The sequence below is a fragment of the Streptomyces sp. P9-A4 genome (assembly GCF_036634195.1).
Classification (GTDB): Bacteria; Actinomycetota; Actinomycetes; order Streptomycetales; family Streptomycetaceae; genus Streptomyces.
Genome location: NZ_JAZIFY010000001.1, coordinates 678,284 through 694,005 on the forward strand (window position 1 = coordinate 678,284; position 15,722 = coordinate 694,005).

Consider the following 15,722-nt stretch of genomic DNA (forward strand, 5'->3'; position numbering starts at 1 on the left):
CTCCTCGGTGCGCTGTGGTGATGTCCTGCTTCGAGCCTCTCGCCGGGAGGGGGTTCGGGGCGTCGTACGGGCAGCGGCTTCGCGCGTACGACGGAGGGAGTACGAGGGGGGGGGGAGTACGAGGGGGGGGAGTACGCGGTCACCGGGGGAGGGCCTTCCTCGGTGACCGCGATCGATCTGAGCCCGGGGAGGCGGGCGCGGGCCCGCGTTCCCCGCCGCCCCCGCTCGGGTCAGGCCACGGCGACCAGCGTGAGGTACGCGATGCCGAGGACGCCCCGGTAGCCGTTGACCCAGGTCGAGCGCTGCCGGTCGACGCGCTCGCGGGTCTCGGCGGCGAGCGGGTGGTCGGGGTGGGCGGCGAGCCAGACCTCGGTGTCGTGGCGGTAGCCCGACTCGAACTCCTCCCACTCGTCCTGGCTCGCGGTCTCGATCCACGCGGGGCGGAAGCCCGCCTCGATCGCGAGGTCGACGAGGGCGCCCAGGCTCAGGTGGTCGCCGCTGTGCGCGCCGGGCCACATGGCGGCCAGCTCGGCGTCGGTGGGGGCGTGCTCCCAAAAGCCCTCGCCGAGCACGACCCGGCCCCCGGGGCGGACGAGACGGCGCAGTTCGCGCAGGGCGGCGGCGGGGTCGTGCACCTCGGGGTCGCAGAGCGCCTGGCTGGACCCGAGGCAGAGGATCGCGTCGACGGGGCCGCGCTCGGTGCCGAGCGCCGACTCCTCGACGAACTCGACCCGGTCGGCGAGCCCGCGCGCCTCGGCGAGCTTGCGGCCACGGGCCAGGTCCTCGGCGTTGATGTCGATGCCGACGCCCTTGGCGGTGGGCGCGGCGTCCAGGACGCGCAGGAGCAACTCGCCCCAGCCGCAGCCGATGTCGAGCACATCGGCGGGCCCGGTGCCGGCGAGGCGCTCGATGAGGCGCGCGGCACGGGCCTCGGAGAGCGGGCCGTGGAAGGTGAGACTGCCGAGGCGCGGAGGAAGATCACTTTGGGTGGTCACGGAGCGGAACGGTACGTCGTCCGGGCCCGCTCTCCCAGCGGTTTTCGGCCGAAGGGGCCGAAGAAGCGCGGTGCGCGCGGACTCGTCCTAGCCTGGAAGGCGTGTACAGCACTCGCGTCTCCCGCCATGTCGACGCCCCGCCCTCGGCCGTGTACCGGGCCCTCCTCGATCCGGAGGCCGTCGCACGCTGGCGGGTGCCGTACGGAATGACCTGCGAGGTACACGACTTCGACGCACGCGAGGGGGGTGTCTTCCGGGTCTCCCTGACGTACGGGGCAGAGGAGGGCGGAACCGGCAAGTCGGGGGCCCGCACGGACACGTACCACGGGCGCTTCGTGGAGCTGCTGCCGGACGAACGGGTGGTCGAGGTCACCGAGTTCGAGACGGACGACCCCGGACTGCGGAGCCCGATGACCCTTACGACCACGCTGATCCCGATGGAGGGCGGGACCGAGGTGATCCTCGTCCACGAGGGCGTTCCCGACGGGGTCCCCGCCGCCGACAACGAGACGGGCACCCGCATGGCACTCGACCGCCTGGCCGCGCTGGCGGAGGGCCGGCCGGAGGTGTAGCGGCGGGCGCCTGACGGGGCCGATGCGCGCACCGGGCGTTCCGACCGCTCAGGGCGCTTCGGACGGCTCGGGCCTGCTCAGACCGCCTCGCGGCTCAAAGCGGCCAGCGGGTCGTCCAGGACCGGCTGCCAGGCCAGCTCGGCGGCGCCCACGAGGCTGTTGTGGTCCAGGGTGCAGGGGAGGATCGGTACACCGCCGCTGCGGCCCCAGAGGCTGCGGTCGGCGACGACCGCGCGGAGGCGCTCCGGGTCGGCGTCGAGGAGTTCCCGGTGGAGGCCGCCCAGGATGATCCGGTCCGGGTTGAGGATGTTCACCAGGCCCGCGAGGCCGAGGCCCAGACGGTCGATCAGCTCCCCGACGGCGACCCGGACGCCCGGGTCGTCGGGGCTGGTGCGCAGCAGGTCGCGGGACTGCTGGAGCAGGGAGACCTCGGGGCCGGGGGTGCGGCCCGCGACGGTCAGGAAGGCGAGCGGGTCGGTCTCGACGTCCAGGCAGCCCCGGCTGCCGCAGTGGCAGGGGCGGCCCTCCGGGTTCACCGTGAGGTGGCCGACCTCCAGGGCGAGGCCCGCGCTGCCCGTGTGCAGGCGCCCGTCGAGGACGAGCGCGCCGCCGACGCCCCGGTGGCCGGTGGCCACGCACAGCAGGTCGCGGGCGCCGCGCCCGGCGCCGTGGCGGTGCTCGGCGAGGGCGGCGAGGTTCACGTCGTTGCCGGTGAAGGCGGGGCCTTCGATACCGGCGGCCCGTACCCGCTCGGCGAAGATCTGCCGGACCTGCGCACCGGCGGGCCAGGCGAGGTGCAGCGGATTGAGCGCGGTACCTTCGGGCTCGGCCACGGCGGAGGGGGCGGCGAGCCCGGCGCCCACGCAGCGGCGGCCGCTCTCGCGGAGCAGCGCGGCACCGGCGTCGACGACGGCGCCGAGGACCTGCGCGGGGTCGGCGGAGACGGTGACGCAGCCGGGGGCGGTGGCGACGATGGTGCCGCCGAGGCCGACGAGGGCGGCGCGGAAGCCGTCGGCGTGGACCTGGGCGGCGAGGGCGACGGGGCCCTTCTCGTCGACGGCGAGGCGGTGCGAGGGCCGGCCCTGGGAGCCGGCGGCGGCGCCGGGGTTGGAGTCGACGCGGATGAGGCCGAGGGCCTCGAGTTCGGCGGCGACCGCCCCGGCGGTGGCGCGGGTGACGCCGAGTTCGGCGGTGAGGACGGCCCGTGTCGGCGCCCTTCCGGTGTGCACCAGTTCCAGCGCGGGGCCGAGCGCGTTGCGCCCCCTGTCCAGCCGTGTCCGGGTCGTCGTCGCCTTGCCGTTCATGGGGGCGAGTCTCCCACGATCGGGCGGTACGACGGTCCCGTACTCCGGTGGGCGCACGGTTCCGGCCCGTGTTCCCGCGCTGCCCGCACGGTTGATTCCGGCCGCCGTCGCCCCCTATCCTTAGTTTGTGCCGCTACTAAACAAAGTGCGGATGGCCGTATCGGGGGGTTCCGGCGGAGACACCGCCACCGACGCCCTGCCCCGCCTCCGCTCCGCCCTGACCCTCTTCTTCGCCCTCGACGGCTTCCTGTTCGCCGGCTGGGTGGTCCGGATCCCCGCCGTCAAGCAGCAGACCGGCGCCTCGGCCGGAGATCTCGGCCTCGCCCTCCTCGGGGTCTCGGCGGGCGCCGTGATCACCATGACCCTGACGGGCCGTCTGTGCCGCCGTTACGGCGCGCACACCGTCACCGTGGTGACCGCCGTCCTCCTTTCGCTCTCCGTCGCCCTGCCGGCGCTGACCCGCTCCCCGCTCGCGCTCGGACTCGTCCTGCTCGTCTTCGGCGCCGCGTACGGCGGCATCAACGTCGCGATGAACAGCGCCGCCGTCGACCTCGTGACCGCGCTGCGGCGCCCGGTGATGCCGAGCTTCCACGCCGCGTTCAGCCTCGGCGGCATGCTGGGCGCGGGGCTCGGCGGGCTGCTCGCCGGAAGCCTGTCCCCCACCGCTCATCTGCTGGGCCTCACGGGCGTCGGGCTGGTCCTGACCGCCGCCGCCGGGCCCGTACTCCTGCGGCACCCCTCCCCCGCCACGCCGGAGTCCCTCACGCCCACGCCCGCCCCCGGGGACGGCGGCGGCGCGCGGCCGTCCAAAGCGGCGCGGCGCACCGTGCTCGTCTTCGGGGTGATCGCGCTCTGCACGGCGTACGGCGAAGGCGCGCTCGCCGACTGGGGCGCGCTCCATCTCGAACAGGACCTCGGCGCACACCCCGGGGTCGCCGCCGCCGGGTACTCCGTCTTCGCCCTGACGATGACCGCCGGGCGTCTTTCCGGCACCGCCCTGCTCGAACGCCTCGGCCAGACCCGCACCCTGGTCGCGGGCGGCGCGACGGCCGCCGCCGGGATGCTGCTCGGCGCGCTCGCACCCACCGTCTGGGCCACGCTCCTCGGCTTCGCGGTGACCGGTCTCGGACTCGCCAACATCTTCCCCGTCGCCGTGGCCCGCGCGGGCGCGGTGGCCGGACCCGGCGGGGTGGCGACGGCGTCCACGCTGGGCTACGGAGGGATGCTGCTCGGGCCGCCGTCCATCGGCTTCCTCGCCGACCTGATCTCGCTGCCCGTGGCACTCACCACGGTCGCGGTGCTCGCCGCCGGAGCGGCGGCGATGGGCTACTGGGCACGGAACGCCGGGGAGTCCAGGGCGGGTTGATTCCTCGCCACAGGTGTCAGGAACTCCGGCGTTCCTGCCTCCGGGCTGCGAGAATCGGCGCCATGGACGAGAACACCGGGGGAACCATGAAGATCGCGGAGCACATCGACGCACTGGAAGAGGCCGGCCGGGCCCTGGCGGACGCGGCGGCGGAGGCCGGCCCGGACGCGGAGGTGCCGACCTGCCCCGAGTGGCGGATCAGGGACCTCCTCCGGCACACGGCGAAGGTGCACCGCTGGGCCACTGACCTGGTGGTCGAGCGGCGCACCTCGCCCCTGCCGCCGGCCGAAGGACCGGACCTCGACGGCGACGCGCTGCTCGCGTACTACCGCGAGGGCCACACGGCCCTGGTGGCGGCGCTCCGGGCGGCGCCCGAGACGCTGGAGTGCTGGACCTTCCTGCCCGCGCCTTCGCCGCTGGCGTCCTGGGCACGGCGGCAGGCCCACGAGACGACCGTCCACCGTGCGGACGCCGAGTCCGCGCTCGCGGCCGGCCCCGGGCCGGTGGACCCGGCCGTCGCCGCCGACGGCATCGACGAACTGCTGCGGGGCTTCCACGGCCGGGACCGCAGCCGGGTCCGTACGACCGAGCCCCGGACCCTGCGGATGCGGACGACGGACACCGGCGACGCCTGGACCGTACGCCTGTCGGCGGACGAACCGCCCCGGACGGAGCGCGAGGACGCGGCGGCAGCGACGGGGAGCGCGGCGGCGGAAACACCTGACGCCGAACTGAGCGGCCCCGCCGACCGGTTGTACCTGATGCTCTGGAACCGGCTGCCCGTCGAGGCGGTGACGCTCACCGGCGACGAGGGACTCGCCCGGCTGTGGCGGGAGAACTCCGGGATCTGACGCCGGGATCCGACTCTGGGATCCGGCTCCGGGATCCGGCTCCGGGATCCGGCTCCGGGATCCGACCCCGAGCCGACCCCGACTTGCCCCGACCGCCTATGAGCCGCCCCTGACCGACCCCGAGAGCCTGCCTCGGTCCACCCCGCCCGGCCCCTCCCGGCCCCGGGCGACCCCGACTCAGCCCAGCCATCCCGGCCGCACGAGCCCCGACTCGTAGGCGAGGACGACGAGTTGGGCGCGGTCCCGGGCGCCGAGCTTCACCATGGCGCGGCTGACGTGGGTCTTGGCGGTGAGCGGGCTGACGACGAGGCGGCGGGCGATCTCCACGTTCGACAGACCGATCCCCACCAGGGCCATCACCTCCCGCTCCCGCTCGGTCAGCACGCCGAGCGCGGCGGTGACCCCCGGGGCCTTGGAGCGGGCGGCGAACTCCTCGATCAGCCGACGGGTGACGCCCGGCGAGAGCAGGGCGTCACCGTGGACGACCGCGCGGACGGCGCGGAGCAGTTCCTCCGGCTCGGTGTCCTTGACGAGGAAGCCGGAGGCCCCGGCGCGGATCGCCTCGAAGACGTACTCGTCGAGTTCGAAGGTGGTCAGCATGACGACCCGGACCTCGCCGAGGTCCGGGTCGTCCGTGATGCGCCGGGTGGCCTCGAGGCCGTCGAGCCGGGGCATGCGGATGTCCATGAGGACCACGTCGGGGCGCAGGGTCCGCACCCCCTCCACCGCGTCGGCGCCGTCGGCCGCCTCGCCCGCCACCTCGATGTCCGGCTGGGCGTCGAGCAAGGCGCGGAACCCCGCCCGTACCAGCGACTGGTCATCGGCCAGCAGCACACGGATCACGAGGTCTCCTCGGTGCGGAGCGGGAGTACGGCGTGGACGCGGAAGCCGCCGTCCGGGCGGGCGCCCGCCTCGATGGTGCCACCGAGGGCGGCGGCCCGCTCCCGCATCCCGGCGAGCCCGTTGCCGCTGCCGCCCGCCTCGGTCCCGGTGGCGGGGCCCTCGTTGTCGACCGTCAGGTCCACCCGGCCGGAGCCGTACGCGATCCGTACCCGGGCCGTACGGGAACCGGAGTGGCGCACCACGTTGGTGAGGGCCTCCTGCGCGATCCGGAAGGCGGCGAGGTCGGCGCCCGGTGGCAGGGCCGTACGCGGTCCGCTCGTCGCCACGGTGACGGTGAGACCGGTGGCGGCGGCCTGTTCGACGAGTTCGGGGAGCCGGTCGAGCCCGGGGGCCGGGGCGCGCGGTGCGTCGCCGGGCGTACGGAGGGTGTCGAGGACCTGGCGCACCTCGCCGAGCGCCTCCTTGCTGGCCGCCTTGATGGTGGTCAGCGCGGTGCGGGCCTGCTCGGGGTCGGAGTCGAGGAGGGCCAGGCCGACGCCGGCCTGCACGTTGATCACGGAGATCGAGTGGGCGAGCACGTCGTGGAGCTCCCGGGCCATGCGGAGCCGCTCCTCGTCGGCGCGGCGCCGCTCGGCGGCAGCCCGCTCGGCCCGCAGCTGCGCCCGCTGCTCGCGCCGCACCCGTACGGTCTCGGAGGCGGCCAGTACGGCGACGGCGAACGCCGCCGCCGGGAGCTCCTGTCCCCAGGGGGCCGGGCCGTCACCCGCCGGGGGCAGCCACTGGTAGAGCCAGTGCGAGAGCAGCAGGTGGCCGGTCCAGAGGAGGCCGAGGGCCCATGCGGCGGCGGTGCGGTGACCGCGTACGACGGCAGCGAAGCAGGCGACGGCGATCAGGACGAAGACCGGGCCGTACGGGTATCCGGCCACGAGGTAGCCGAGGGTGACGGCCGCGACGGTGAACACCACGGGTACGGGCCACCGGTAGCGGAACAGCAGCGGCGCCGCCCCGAGGAGCAGCAGGGCGCGCCCGAGCGCGTCGACCGCCTCGCGGTCGGGCTGGTTGCGGGCGGCGAAGCCGGTCCCGGCCATGACGATCAGGGTGATGAGGACGGTGGAGCGCCAGGGCAGGCCACGGCTGCCGGGGCGGCGGGGGTGGTGGGGCTCCCGGCCGTCGAGCCGGGACTCCGCGATGCCGTGCCCGCGCCACCCGGGCCCGCGACGTCGTCCGCTCGCGCGTTCGCGTCCGTGTGCGAGGGGTCCGTCCTCGTGCCGGTGCCCGCGCCCGCCGGTCCGCTCCTGGTCCATGCCCGCCACGCTAGTCGCGGGGGCGCTCCGAGGACGTCAGCCAGACGGGGTGGTCACGCGTACTTCCACCGGAGTAGACGGGCGGCTCAGCCGACGCGGCGCTGGGCGAGCCAGTCGACCATGGCGGGATCGTGGTGGTCGAAGAACAGGGTGCTGCCGGTGTCGTCTTCCTCCACCCCGCGTCGCGCGTGCTGTTCCCCGACCGGGACCGCCAGGTCCGGGCCTGCGTCGTCCGCCTGCGCGCCACCGCCGGCACCGCCCCCGACGCCCCCGACGCCCCCGACCTGGTCGGAATCGTCGGTGAACTCCTCCTCAAGAGCCCCGAGTTCGCCGGGCTCTGGGAACGGTACGAGGTCACCGGCGCCAAGCCCGCCCGCAAGACCTTCCACCACCCGCAGGTCGGCACCATGAACCTCACCGGTCAGTCCATGTTCCTCGACGGCACCCCCGGCCAACGGCTCGGCGTCTACACCGCCGAACCCGGCACCCCCGACCACGACGCCATGACCCTGCTCGACATGACGACGCCCCGGACCGCACCGCCCGTACGGGACACACAGCACCGCCACCCGTGACCGGCTGACGGATGGCGGCGCAGCCCCAGGCCCCTCGTACCGGGTCAGCCGCGCGGCAGCAGGCCCACGTCCTGGCCGAGTCGGCGGGCGGCCGTCGCGAAGAAGGTGTCGCGGTCCTCGACGACCCGGTGGAACTGGCCGAAGACCTCGAAGGAGATCAGGCCGAAGAGCTGCGACCAGGCGGCCACGAGGCCGACGGCGAGCGCCGGGGGCAGGTCCGGGGCGATGTCGGCGGCCAGCCGGGCGGCCTCGGGGCGGAGGGCCTCCGGGAGCGGCGGGAGGGCGACGCCCTCGCCGGTGTGGGCGCGGCGGGCGATCTCGATGAGGACGAGTCCTACGCGGGCGGCGGGGGCGATGGTGTCCTGCGGGGCCGTGTAGCCGGGGACCGGCGAGCCGTAGATCAGGGCGTACTCGTGCGGGTGGGCGACGGCCCAGGCGCGGACCGCCCGGCAGACGGCGGTCCAGCGTTCCAGGGGGCGCCGGTCGGCGGTCTCGGCGGCGGCCCGCTCGGCGGCGGCGCCGACGGCGTCGTAGGCGTCGACGATGAGGGCGGTGAGCAGGTCGTCGCGGCTCGGGAAGTAGCGGTAGAGCGCCGAGGACACCATGCCGAGTTCGCGGGCGACGGCGCGCAGGGACAGCTTCGCGGCGCCTTCGGCTGCGAGCTGGGTGCGGGCCTCGTCCTTGATGGCTGCGGTGATCTCGATGCGGGCGCGGGCGCGGGCTCCTCGAACGGTCGTCATGGAGAGCAGTGTGCCATTTCCAGAGCGCCGATACGAAACGAGAGCGCCGCTCTTGATTGTGAGCGGCGATGCGTGCACACTGATCTCAAGCGAGAGCAGTGCTCACACTTCGCTTCCGCCGCCGTCCCGACGCCCGTCGCCCCACCGCCCCATCGCTTCCACAGGAGGAAGACATGCCCGCTCGCCACAGCGACTCCACCCCCGCCGCACACGTCGTGAAGCCCGGCTGGTTCACGGTGAACGTGTTCAACCGCGCCGTCGCCTGGGCGACCCGGCGCGGGTTCAGCGTCTGGGGCTCCCGGGTCCTCGCCGTCCGGGGCCGCAAGAGCGGCGAGTGGCGCCGCACCCCCGTCAACCTCCTCACCGTCGACGGCGTCCGGTACCTCGTGGCGCCTCGCGGCCACGTCCAGTGGACCCACAACATGCGGGCCGCGGGGGGCGGGCAGCTGATCCTCGGCAAGCACGTGCAGGAGTTCACCGCCGTCGAGGTCTCCGATGACGACAAGCCCGCACTCCTCCGCGCCTACCTCAAGCGCTGGAAGGCCGAGGTCGGCGCCTTCTTCGGCGGCGTCGGCGCCGAATCCTCCGACGCGGAGCTGCGTGCCATCGCCCCCAAGCACCCCGTCTTCCGCATCACGCCGACGGGCCCCGCCACTCCGGCGGCATGAGCCGACCGGAGCGGCGGAGCCCGTCCGCCGTACGCATCACATCCCGGGAACCTCAGACGGCCTCGGGAGCCCCCGGAGCCTCCTGGGCGTCCTTCGTGGCCGCACCCTCGGTCGCGCCGGAGGCCGTGCCCGCGCCAACGCCGGCACCCGCGTCCGCGCCCTCGCCCTCACCCGCGTTCTCCGGCGCCGATCGCTCCCTCTGCGCGACTCCCCGGCCCGCGGGGCCGACTCCGGTCGTGGTGTCCATGCGCTTGTCGAGGAGTTCCAGCGCGCGCCGGGCCATGCCGTTCGAGCGGACCATGCCGCCGAGGGTCGCCGAGCCGCGGGTGATGTCCGCGAAGGCGTTCCAGGCCGGCCGCAGTCCCGTTATCGTCGCGTGCAGCAGCCCCGGTCGCCGCTCGAAGACCGTGAGCATCCGCCGGCCGACGGCCATCTCGACGCCGAGCCCGGCCTTGATGGCGAAGGCGTAGTTCAGGGCCTGGCGCCGGGCGTCGACCGCGTCGTTGGCCTCGGCGACCCGTACCGCCCACTCGCCGGCGAGCCGGCCCGAGCGGAGCGCGTACGAGATGCCCTCACGCGTCCACGGCTCCAGGAGACCGGCCGCGTCACCGCAGACGAGGACCCGGCCGCGGGAGAGCGGCGAGTCGTCGGTGCGGCAGCGCGTCAGATGACCGGAGGAGATGGTGGGCTCGAAGCCGGACAGCCCGAGCCGGGCGACGAAGTCCTCCATGTACCGCTTGGTCGCGGCGCCTTCACCGCGCGCCGAGATGACACCGACGGTCAGCGTGTCGCCCTTCGGGAAGACCCATCCGTAGCTGCCGGGCATCGGGCCCCAGTCGATGAGGACGCGGCCCTTCCAGTCCTCCGCCACGGACGGCGGGACGGGAATCTCCGCTTCGAGGCCCAGGTCGACCTGACCGAGCTTCACCCCCACGTGAGCGCCTATCCGGCTGGCGCTGCCGTCGGCGCCGACGACCGCGCGCGCGAGCACGGTCTCGCCGTCGGCGAGGACGACGGCGACGGTCCGCCGGTCCGGCACGGCCGGGCCGTGCTGTTCCACCCGGCTCACCGTGGCGCCGGTCCGCAGCTCGGCACCGGCCTTCTGCGCGTGCTCGACGAGCTGCGCGTCGAACTCGGGCCGGTTGATGAGCCCGAAGAGCATCTTGCGCGAGCGGCGGGTGCGGGCGAAGCGTCCGTCCAGGGAGAAGGTGACGGCATGCACCCGGTCCTGGAGCGGCAGTTCGAAGCCCGGCGGCAGGGAGTCGCGGGAGGGGCCGATGATGCCGCCGCCGCAGGTCTTGTAGCGGGGAAGCTCCGACTTCTCCAGGATCAGCACCCGGCGCCCGGCCACGGCCGCCGCGTAGGCCGCGGAGGCCCCGGCCGGCCCGGCACCGACGACCACGACGTCCCATACCTCGGCCGACTCCGCCGGCTCGGGGACCTCGGACGACTCGGCCGACGCGGGGACCTCAGCCGCGTCGAACGGCTCGGACGCCACAGCCGGCCCGGCCGCCTCGCCCACCCCGTCCGACGCATCGTCACCCGGGGCATCCGCCCCGGCCCCGGCCTTCTCCGTGGTCCCGTCCGGCGCCCCGTCCTTCGCCGGTTCCGTCGCCGCTGCCTCCACACCGATGCCCTCAGGAGTCGCGCCTTCGGGCGCGGTGTTCTCCGGACCGGCGTTCTCTGCGTGCTCGCTGCTCACGATGTGCTTCTGCTCCTGATCCGACCGGTGGTCTGCTCCTGACGCATCCTACGGCGCGGTAGCCAGGCACCCGCGCCGTAGGATCGGCGGTGCGTTCGCCGTACCACGACATACGCCGAACGCCGTCCTTACGTCGTAACGTCGCACCCATCAGGAGCGTGCCCATGACCTCGAATCCGATCGCCGAGACCGTCCGGTCCCTGATGCCCCGGGCCAAGGCCGAGCTCACCGAGCTGGTGGCCTTCGAGTCGGTGGCGGACGAGGCCGTGGCGCCCCGCAGCGAGTGCGAGGCCGCCGCGAACTGGGTCGCGGACGCCCTGCGCGCCGAGGACTTCCAGGACGTGGCGCTGCTCGACACCCCGGACGGTTCGCAGTCGGTCTACGGCATCCTGCCCGGCCCGGCCGGCGCGCCGACGGTCCTGCTCTACGCGCACTACGACGTGCAGCCGAAGCTGGACGAGTCCGCCTGGCACACCCCGCCGTTCGAGCTGACCGAGCGCAACGGACGCTGGTACGGGCGCGGCGCCGCCGACTGCAAGGGCGGTGTCGTCATGCACCTGCTCGCGCTGCGCGCCCTCAAGGCCAACGGCGGCGTCCCGGTGACGGTCAAGGTGATCGTCGAGGGTTCCGAGGAGCAGGGCACCGGCGGTCTCGAGCGGTACGCCGAGCAGCACCCCGAACTCCTCGTCTCGGACGCCATCGTGATCGGCGACGCGGGCAACTTCCGGGTGGGCCTGCCGACGGTGACCGCGACCCTGCGTGGCATGACGATGATCCGGGTGGGCATCGAGACCCTGGAGGGCAATCTGCACTCCGGTCAGTTCGGCGGCGCCGCGCCGGACGCGCTGGCCGCGCTGATCCGCGTACTGGACTCGCTGCGCGGCCCCGACGGGTCCACCGTCATCGACGGGCTGCCCGGCGACAAGGCCTGGGAGGGCCTGCAGTACCCGGAGGAGGACTTCCGCCAGGACGCGAAGGTGCTCGCGGGCGTCGACCTGCCGGGCTCCGGCACGGTCGCGGACCGGATCTGGGCCCGCCCTGCCGTCACCGTGATCGGCATCGACTGCCACCCGGTGGCCGGCGCGACCCCGTCGATCCCCTCCTCGGCGCGCGCCCAGATCAGCCTGCGGGTGCCGCCCGGCCAGGACGCGGCCGAGGCGACGAAGCTGCTCTTCGCGCACATCGAGAAGCACACGCCGTGGAACGCGCGCGTGTCGCTGGAGCAGGTCGGCCAGGGGCAGGCGTTCCAGGCGGACACGTCGAGCCCGGCGTACGCGTCGATGGCGGACGCGATGCGGATCGCGTACCCCGGTCAGGAGATGCAGTCGGCGGGCATGGGCGGGTCCATCCCGCTGTGCAACACGCTGGCGTCGCTGTACCCGGAGTCGGAGATCCTGCTGATCGGCCTGAGCGAGCCGGAGGCGCAGATCCACGCGCCGAACGAGTCGGTCTCGCCGGAGGAGCTGGAGCGGCTCTCGGTCGCCGAGGCGCATTTCCTCGTCAACTACGCCCGCTCGAAGCAGGCCTGACGGCCCACGGCCCACGACTGATCCGATTCAGCGTTCGGCGAAGCTCGCCGAGAGCGTAGAGGCATACGGCGGACCTGCGCGGATGCGTAGGTTCGCCGTATGGCATCCATCGAACCGACCCGGATCACCCCTCGGTTGCACCTCCTCGACTACTCCATCGGCCAGGCGTACGTGTGGCAGGACGAGGAGGAGCTGACCCTGATCGACGCGGGCTGGGCCGGCACGGCGGACGGGACGGCGGCGGCGATCCGGGCGGCCGGACTGGAGCCGGACCGGCTGCGCCGGATCGTGCTGACCCACTGCCACCGGGACCACGTGGGCTCGGCCCAGGAGCTCGCGGACCGGCACGGGGCCGAGATCCTCGCGCACCGGCTGGACACGCCGGTGATCCGGGGCGAGGCCCCGGTCCCGGAGCCCGACGTCCTCGACTGGGAACGCCCGCTGTTCGAGCACGGTCTGACCTCGCCGGAGGCGCCGCCGACCCGGGTGGACCGGGAGGTCGAGGACGGCGAGGAGCTCGGCTTCGGCGACGGGGCCGTGGTGGTCCACGCCCCCGGCCACACCCCCGGCTCGATCGCCGTCCATCTGCCGCGCCACGGCGTGCTGTTCACCGGGGACACGGTGGCCTCGGTGCCGGACGTGATGTTCGGCGTCCTGCACGTCGACCGCCCGCTCGCCCTGGACTCGATGCGGCGCCTCGCGAAGCTGGCTCCGTCGGTGCTGTGCTGCGGGCACGGGGCGCCGGTGACCACGGACACGGCGGAGCGGTTCGCGGCGGCGGCGGAAGCGGGCCGGGCGTAGGGGTTCGGCCTGAGGAGTTCGGCCTTAGGAGTTCGGCCTTGGGAGTTCAGCCGTAGGGGCTCCTCAGCAGGGGGCGGCCGTAGGGGACGACCACTGAAGGTCAGCCGACCGGGACGCCCGCCTCCAGGTTGAGGACCGTGCCGCGTTCGCGGGCGCGCAGGGCCCAGCGGAGGCGGCGGTAGCGGACGGGCGGCAGGAGGTCGGCTGCCTCCTCCTCTGTGACGAAGCGCCAGCCGCGGAGTTCGGCGCCGGGCAGATGGAGACGCGCGGTGTCGGCCGCGTCGAGCCTTCCGCCGTCGAAGAGCAGGCGCAGTCCTCCGTAGCCCGGGGGCTGGGGGCGTTCCCAGTCGACGAGCAGGAGGCGGGGCACGGCGTCCAGTTCGAGGCCTATCTCCTCGGTCACCTCACGCATGCCCGCACGGGCCGGTGGTTCGCCGGGTTCGACGACGCCACCGGGGAACTCCCAGCCCGGTTTGTAGGTGGGGTCGACCAGGAGGAAACGGTCCTGCTCGTCGAAGAGCAGGACCCCGGCCGCGAGGGTCTCGCCGGTCGGCTCGGGGGTCTGGACGATGCCGCAGGGGGTGGCGAGGCCGGACCGGACCGCGTCGGCGACGGACCGGGCGGCCTCGGTGGCGGTGAGCGCCGAGGTGTCGAGGACGTAGGCGTCGCGGGTGAGCCAGTCCGCCGCGGCGCGGTAGGGCGCGATGTGCGCGTGGCTCCACTCCCTGACGCGGGCGTCGGTCTCGGGGTCGCCGTACTCCGCCCGTCCGTCGATGCGCTGTCGCAGGATCGTTTCCCCCGGGGCGAGCAGGACGTGGCGCACCTCGATGCGGCGGGCGGCGAGCCCGCCGAAGATCTCGTCGCGGTACTCCTGGCGCAGCAGCGTCATCGGAACGATCAGGACTCCGCCGACCTCCGCGAGCAGGGCCGCCGCGGTGTCCACCACCAGGCGCCGCCAGATCGGCAGGTCCTGGTAGTCCTCGACCTCCGCGAGCCGTTTGGCCGGCAGGAGCCGGCGCAGTCCCCCGCCGGTGACCTCGGGGTCGTACAGCGTGCTGTTCGGGATCAGATCGACCAGTTCGCGTGCGGTTCCGGACTTCCCCGCGCCGAACGCACCGTTGACCCAGACGATCACGATTCCCCCTCTTGGATAGCCCCCTGTGGCTTGCCCGCAACACCCTGCCACGGAAACCCACGAACACATGTCCCGGCTTCTCGGCATGTGCGTGACACTTCCGGGCCGCCGTCGTTGAGTTCCGCAAGCACGAGGGGGTGCGCAGATGACTCGTACGGTTCTCGAACGTTTCCCGGCCGGCGGCCCGCGGGGCAGCTGGCCGGCGGAGGAATTCGCCGGAGCACGGCGGGACGAGGGGGTGCCGGCCCGGGTCGTGATGGACCTGGAGTCGGACGCCTTCCTGGTGATCGTCGAGCAACGAACGCCGGAGCGGCTACGGGAGGAGTGAGGCGGCCGGGGAGGGCGGGCCTCCCCCGTCCGCCGCGAGCGCCGCCGCTGCCGCGCCGAGGAGGCCCGCGTCCGTGCCCGTGACGGCCGGGACGACCGTCAGGTCCCGGACGAAGGAGAGCGTGGCGTAGGTGGCGAGGGCGCTCCGGAGCGGGGCGAAGAGGACTTCGCCCGCGCCCGCGACGCCGCCGCCGACCACCGCGATGTCGATCTCGACGAGCGCCGCCGTGGCGGCGATGCCCGCCGCCAGGGCCTGCGCCGCGCGTGCGAAGCTGGCGAGGGCGACGGGGTCGCCGGCGTGCGCGGCGGCGGCCACGGCCGCGGCGGAGACGTCGCCGTCGGGTCCCGGCCGCCAGCCGCCTTCCAGGGCGCGGCGGGCCAGGTGGGGGCCGCTGGCGACGCGTTCGACGCAGCCGCGTCCGCCGCAGGCGCAGGGGTCTCCGTCCATGTCCACCACGATGTGGCCGATGTGACCGGCGTTGCCGGTGGGGCCGGGGTGAACCCGTCCTCCGAGGACCAGACCGCCGCCGACGCCCGTGGAGACCACGAGGCACAGGGCGTTGTCATGGCCCCGGGCAGCCCCGAGCCAGTGTTCCGCGGCCGTCATGGCGACGCCGTCACCGACCAGCGTGACGGGTCGTCCGCCCGTCGCCCGGTGGACCCGCTCGACCAGCGGGAAGTCGCGCCAGCCGGGCACGTTGACCGGGCTGACGGTTCCCCGGTGCGCGTCGACGGGGCCCGCGCTGCCGATGCCGACGGCCCCGGCGGAGGCCCACAGGGGCGAGCCGGAGAGTTCGGTCAGTACGGCCTCGACCGCTCGCATCACCGTCTCGCCGTCCCCACGCGCGGGCGTGGGCCGCTGCGCGCGGACCCGGATGCGGCCCCCGGCGTCGACCAGGGCTCCGGCGATCTTGGTGCCACCGATGTCGAGGGCGACGACGAGGCCGCCGGAAGGGAATCGGCGCTCGGCCGGGACCGTCGCGGAATCGGTCTGCATGGGCGCGGGGTTC

General features: G+C 74.3%; 15 protein-coding genes and 1 pseudogene. 8 read left to right on the forward strand and 8 right to left on the reverse strand.

Going from position 1 to position 15,722, the window contains the following annotated elements:
* Window positions 1-230: 230 nt before the first annotated feature.
* Entirely contained in the window at window positions 231-995 is a 765-nt protein-coding gene (locus V4Y03_RS02835; protein ID WP_317878577.1) for a class I SAM-dependent methyltransferase, read from the reverse strand.
* A 101-nt stretch (window positions 996-1,096) separates the two neighbouring features.
* Between V4Y03_RS02835 and V4Y03_RS02840 the strand changes: the two genes are divergently transcribed.
* Entirely contained in the window at window positions 1,097-1,567 is a 471-nt protein-coding gene (locus tag V4Y03_RS02840; protein WP_332433885.1) for an SRPBCC family protein, read from the forward strand.
* Between the two features lie 77 nt (window positions 1,568-1,644).
* Here the strand turns inward: V4Y03_RS02840 and V4Y03_RS02845 are convergent, their stop codons facing one another.
* Window positions 1,645-2,871, reverse strand: a complete 1,227-nt coding sequence (locus tag V4Y03_RS02845) for an ROK family protein (protein WP_056563430.1) — start codon at window positions 2,869-2,871, stop codon at window positions 1,645-1,647.
* Window positions 2,872-2,998: 127 nt separating this feature from the next.
* On the opposite strand from V4Y03_RS02845, the gene V4Y03_RS02850 reads away from it, so the two are divergent.
* Entirely contained in the window at window positions 2,999-4,237 is a 1,239-nt protein-coding gene (locus V4Y03_RS02850; protein WP_317876401.1) for an MFS transporter, read from the forward strand.
* A gap of 86 nt (window positions 4,238-4,323) precedes the next feature.
* On the forward strand, window positions 4,324-5,088 hold the full coding sequence (locus V4Y03_RS02855) for a maleylpyruvate isomerase family mycothiol-dependent enzyme (protein WP_317876404.1): 765 nt from the start codon (window positions 4,324-4,326) through the stop codon (window positions 5,086-5,088).
* 177 nt (window positions 5,089-5,265) lie between these two features.
* Here the strand turns inward: V4Y03_RS02855 and V4Y03_RS02860 are convergent, their stop codons facing one another.
* Window positions 5,266-5,931, reverse strand: a complete 666-nt coding sequence (locus V4Y03_RS02860; protein WP_332433886.1) for a response regulator transcription factor — start codon at window positions 5,929-5,931, stop codon at window positions 5,266-5,268.
* Complete coding sequence (locus tag V4Y03_RS02865; RefSeq protein ID WP_332433887.1) at window positions 5,928-7,235, reverse strand: sensor histidine kinase; 1,308 nt, start codon at window positions 7,233-7,235, stop codon at window positions 5,928-5,930. The genes V4Y03_RS02860 and V4Y03_RS02865 overlap by 4 nt, the downstream gene beginning before the upstream one ends.
* A 161-nt stretch (window positions 7,236-7,396) precedes the next feature.
* Between V4Y03_RS02865 and V4Y03_RS02870 the strand changes: the two are divergent.
* Window positions 7,397-7,810, forward strand: a pseudogene (locus V4Y03_RS02870) (MmyB family transcriptional regulator); the annotation flags it as partial.
* Between the two features lie 44 nt (window positions 7,811-7,854).
* On the opposite strand, the gene V4Y03_RS02875 reads toward V4Y03_RS02870, so the two are convergent.
* A complete protein-coding gene (locus V4Y03_RS02875; protein ID WP_332433888.1) occupies window positions 7,855-8,550 on the reverse strand; it encodes a TetR/AcrR family transcriptional regulator in 696 nt (231 codons plus the stop codon).
* 173 nt (window positions 8,551-8,723) lie between these two features.
* Here V4Y03_RS02875 and V4Y03_RS02880 point away from each other — a divergent pair, with 173 nt between their 5' ends.
* Entirely contained in the window at window positions 8,724-9,218 is a 495-nt protein-coding gene (locus tag V4Y03_RS02880) for a nitroreductase family deazaflavin-dependent oxidoreductase (protein ID WP_332433889.1), read from the forward strand.
* Between the two features lie 52 nt (window positions 9,219-9,270).
* Here the strand turns inward: V4Y03_RS02880 and V4Y03_RS02885 are convergent, their stop codons facing one another.
* A complete protein-coding gene (locus V4Y03_RS02885) occupies window positions 9,271-10,620 on the reverse strand; it encodes a geranylgeranyl reductase family protein (protein ID WP_317876403.1) in 1,350 nt (449 codons plus the stop codon).
* A 464-nt stretch (window positions 10,621-11,084) separates the two neighbouring features.
* Between V4Y03_RS02885 and V4Y03_RS02890 the strand changes: the two genes are divergently transcribed.
* Together V4Y03_RS02890 and V4Y03_RS02895 are read left to right on the forward strand one after the other, a co-directional pair.
* Window positions 11,085-12,449 carry a dipeptidase gene (locus V4Y03_RS02890; RefSeq protein WP_317876396.1) on the forward strand — a complete coding sequence of 455 codons (1,365 nt, stop codon included), beginning with the start codon at window positions 11,085-11,087 and terminating at the stop codon, window positions 12,447-12,449.
* A gap of 108 nt (window positions 12,450-12,557) precedes the next feature.
* The gene (locus V4Y03_RS02895; RefSeq protein ID WP_332437091.1) at window positions 12,558-13,250 is read left to right on the forward strand and encodes an MBL fold metallo-hydrolase; all 693 of its coding nucleotides are present in this window, start codon (window positions 12,558-12,560) and stop codon (window positions 13,248-13,250) included.
* 100 nt (window positions 13,251-13,350) lie between these two features.
* Here V4Y03_RS02895 and V4Y03_RS02900 read toward each other — a convergent pair whose 3' ends face one another.
* Entirely contained in the window at window positions 13,351-14,385 is a 1,035-nt protein-coding gene (locus tag V4Y03_RS02900) for an NUDIX hydrolase (RefSeq protein ID WP_317876395.1), read from the reverse strand.
* Window positions 14,386-14,530: 145 nt separating this feature from the next.
* On the opposite strand from V4Y03_RS02900, the gene V4Y03_RS02905 reads away from it, so the two are divergent.
* Complete coding sequence (locus V4Y03_RS02905; protein WP_317876394.1) at window positions 14,531-14,713, forward strand: hypothetical protein; 183 nt, start codon at window positions 14,531-14,533, stop codon at window positions 14,711-14,713.
* On the opposite strand, the gene V4Y03_RS02910 is transcribed toward V4Y03_RS02905, so the two are convergent.
* Window positions 14,699-15,709 (reverse strand): ROK family protein, encoded by a 1,011-nt coding sequence (locus tag V4Y03_RS02910; RefSeq protein WP_332433890.1) that lies wholly within the window; start codon window positions 15,707-15,709, stop codon window positions 14,699-14,701. The genes V4Y03_RS02905 and V4Y03_RS02910 overlap by 15 nt on opposite strands.
* Window positions 15,710-15,722: the final 13 nt, after the last annotated feature.